Annotated in this window: 4 protein-coding genes; 1 reads left to right on the forward strand and 3 read right to left on the reverse strand. The window is 46.9% G+C overall.

What is annotated here, in order from left to right:
- The first annotated feature begins 122 nt into the window (after positions 1-122).
- The gene (locus Q0095_RS09420; protein ID WP_297883270.1) at positions 123-272 is read left to right on the forward strand and encodes a hypothetical protein; all 150 of its coding nucleotides are present in this window, start codon (positions 123-125) and stop codon (positions 270-272) included.
- Positions 273-506: 234 nt separating this feature from the next.
- On the opposite strand, the gene Q0095_RS09425 is transcribed toward Q0095_RS09420, so the two are convergent.
- From Q0095_RS09425 to Q0095_RS09435, 3 genes are all read right to left on the reverse strand, one after another.
- Positions 507-1,547, reverse strand: coding sequence for a DUF3137 domain-containing protein (locus Q0095_RS09425; RefSeq protein WP_297883271.1), 1,041 nt, complete (start codon positions 1,545-1,547; stop codon positions 507-509).
- A gap of 142 nt (positions 1,548-1,689) precedes the next feature.
- Positions 1,690-2,268, reverse strand: a complete 579-nt coding sequence (gene purN, locus Q0095_RS09430; protein WP_297883272.1) for a phosphoribosylglycinamide formyltransferase — start codon at positions 2,266-2,268, stop codon at positions 1,690-1,692.
- Positions 2,250-2,598 (reverse strand): NAD(P)H-hydrate dehydratase (locus Q0095_RS09435; protein ID WP_297883273.1); only part of this gene is annotated, 349 nt, incomplete at its 5' end. The genes purN and Q0095_RS09435, both read right to left, overlap by 19 nt.

The raw sequence follows: 2,598 nt of genomic DNA on the forward strand, positions 1-2,598 counted from the left end.
GATTTGCACGAGCATAAATTTATAGATGAGTGATAAAATCCAATTAAAATTTAACGCGAAATCTCATAAAATTCTGCTCGGCGGATTTTTGCAAATAACGTGCCATCATTAATGCTGTAGTATTGTCTAAGATTGTCTTGGACGAAAGCGGAGCCGAAAAGCTTCTAGGCGCAGGTGATATGCTAGTAAAACTAAGTGGTTCGCAGCCGCAGCATATATTTGCGCCGTATTTAAGCAAAGGCGATGTTAAACAGCTTTTAGAGCTAAAATAGATCGCTGATTTTGTCACAATATGCTAGGGCGAAATAGTTAAAAGCCCGAAATCCTATGTCGCAAAATTTGCGTCGCTATAACAATCCTATAAATTCCATAGTTTAAATGCGCCGCGGAATTTCAGGCGGAATTTTGTTACAGCGGTTACGGCGTAGTAGCGCGTAAATTTAAAGCAAAATTTCGCGGCGGCGCAAAGCCTCCGTATTTGCGGATTTAAAGTCAAATTTTAGAATTTAATCCTGCCAGATATTTTCGTTTAATTTCAGACTTTTTACGATGGAGAGAAAGAATAGAAGCTCGTGCTTGATAGACGCGGCGGGATCGAAACTAAGTACGCTGCGATCCACGCTAGGCTCGAAACTATCGTATCCCGTGCGGATGAAAATATAGACGTTTTTGCCCGAAAAGCTTAAACTGATCGGTCCGCCGGCACCGCTTCTAAAGCGAAGCAGGCGCCGCATAAAGGCGGGTGTGAGGGCATACATTGCAGACACCGCATCGGCGCTATATACGCTAAATGCGGAGCTAAACTCGCTATCGTCCATCGCGATCTTCTTAAGTCTGCCAAGCGTTGGCCTAGCGCTGAGCGAAGGCAGGATCACCGCCACCGAGTTTACGCGCTTTTTAAATTCCGCGTAGAAAAATATCCCCCTGCTGCTACGTCGTTCGTCGGTGTGGGTCACGCAAACATCCGCAAAACTGAAAAATACTCCGTCATAGACGCCGGAAATTTTATCTTCGCAATCAAAATAGCTTATGCCGTCCACAAATAGGCCGCTAGCGCGCAGATACGCCGGCCGAAACGAGCCCGAAATTTCGTAGCGATAACCTAGGCTTGCGATATAGGGCGCGATATATTGGTGTTTAAAGGCGCGGACGAATTTTTTGGATCTGTTGTATTTGATCCGCTCCAGCGCGGCATCCGCGATATTAAACAAAGAAAGGCAGATGGTTACGAGTGCGATGACGAAGCGCAAGGTATCATTCTCGCATATTTCTACGCCTTTGGCAAGTATCCACAGCAAGACGCAAAAGATAAATACTCGCACTATATTTGCATCTTTATTCACTACTCTAAAAGAGATGCTGCCGCAGCTAAATATCACTATGATCCAGCAGAGGCCTACTGCTGCTTCTTGATCTCTAAAATTGAAAAATAGCCACAGCGCCGAGGCTAGCACCGCTAGTACTATTATCGAAAACGCCGTACCTTTGTGCCGCTCCGCCTCATCTAGGATGCTAAGTCTTAGTTTTTCCAGTTCGTTTGCGGTCATCTTTCTCTTTCTAAATTTAGCTAGTAAATTTTAAAATTTAATACTTAGAGTTCGCCCCTAAAATTTAAAGAACTAAGATTTAAATTTATAAAATTCCGCGGAATTTCGCTCTTTAAATTTAGCGCGAATCTCTGCGCTAAATTTAGCTTTGGCACAAAATTTCTACGATCACCTGTGGCAATAGCTCATGTTCGATCTCGTGGATTTTGGTCTCGTAAGCTTCAAGGCTCATTCCTGCGCTCTTTTCAAACGCGCGCTGAGCGATGATTTTACCGCCGTCTAGCTCCTCGCTGACCCAGTGCACGCTCACGCCGCCCACCTTCATATCGCTCTCGAAACTCTCTTTTATCGCGTGCGCACCCTTAAAAAGAGGCAGTAGCGACGGGTGCAAGTTTATCGCGCGAACCCTGCTTGTAAAAACGGGTGTGAGAATTCGCATAAAGCCCGCAAGCACCGTAAGCTCCGCGCCGCTTTTTTCGATCTCGCGTACGAGCGCGGCGTCGAACTCCTCGCGGCTAGCGAAGTCTTTGTGATTTAGGATCACGCTTTTAAGTCCGAATTTTGCGGCTTTTGCGATACCGCCGGCGTCAGCTTTGTTGCTTAGCGTTAGCACGACTTCGATCTTGGTTTCGCCAAAAACCTTGCCGTGCAGCTTCTGTAGGATCGCCTCCAAATTTGAGCCGCCGCCGCTAAATAAAACCGCTATTTTTTTTGTAAGCATTTGAGTCCTTTGATGATGTCCGCGGCCGTGAGCGCGTAGTCGTTGATTTTGATTTCGCGAGCGGCTAGAGCGTGAGCTAGCGTGCCCGAGATCGCGGCATTTAGCGGGTCGTAACCCTGAGCGAGCAGTCCCGCGACGATACCGCTTAGCGCGTCTCCGCTACCGCCTTTTGCGAGCGCGGCGCTACCGTGCGTCATGACGTATACCTCGCCGCCTTGCGCGATTAGCGTATTTGCGCCTTTTAAAACAAGCACGCATTTAAAATTTCGGCTAAAAATTTGAGCGAGTTTAAAGCGGTTTTTTTGTACTTCGCCAGCGTCAAATTTGCCC

It is taken from the genome of uncultured Campylobacter sp. (assembly GCF_938045535.1).
Classification (GTDB): Bacteria; Campylobacterota; Campylobacteria; order Campylobacterales; family Campylobacteraceae; genus Campylobacter_B.

Coding starts and splice junctions, on each gene's coding strand:
- purN (WP_297883272.1), bottom strand. CDS start 2,268: ATGCTTACAAAAAAAATAGCGGTTTTATTTAGCGGCGGCGGCTCAAAT.
- Q0095_RS09425 (WP_297883271.1), bottom strand. CDS start 1,547: ATGACCGCAAACGAACTGGAAAAACTAAGACTTAGCATCCTAGATGAG.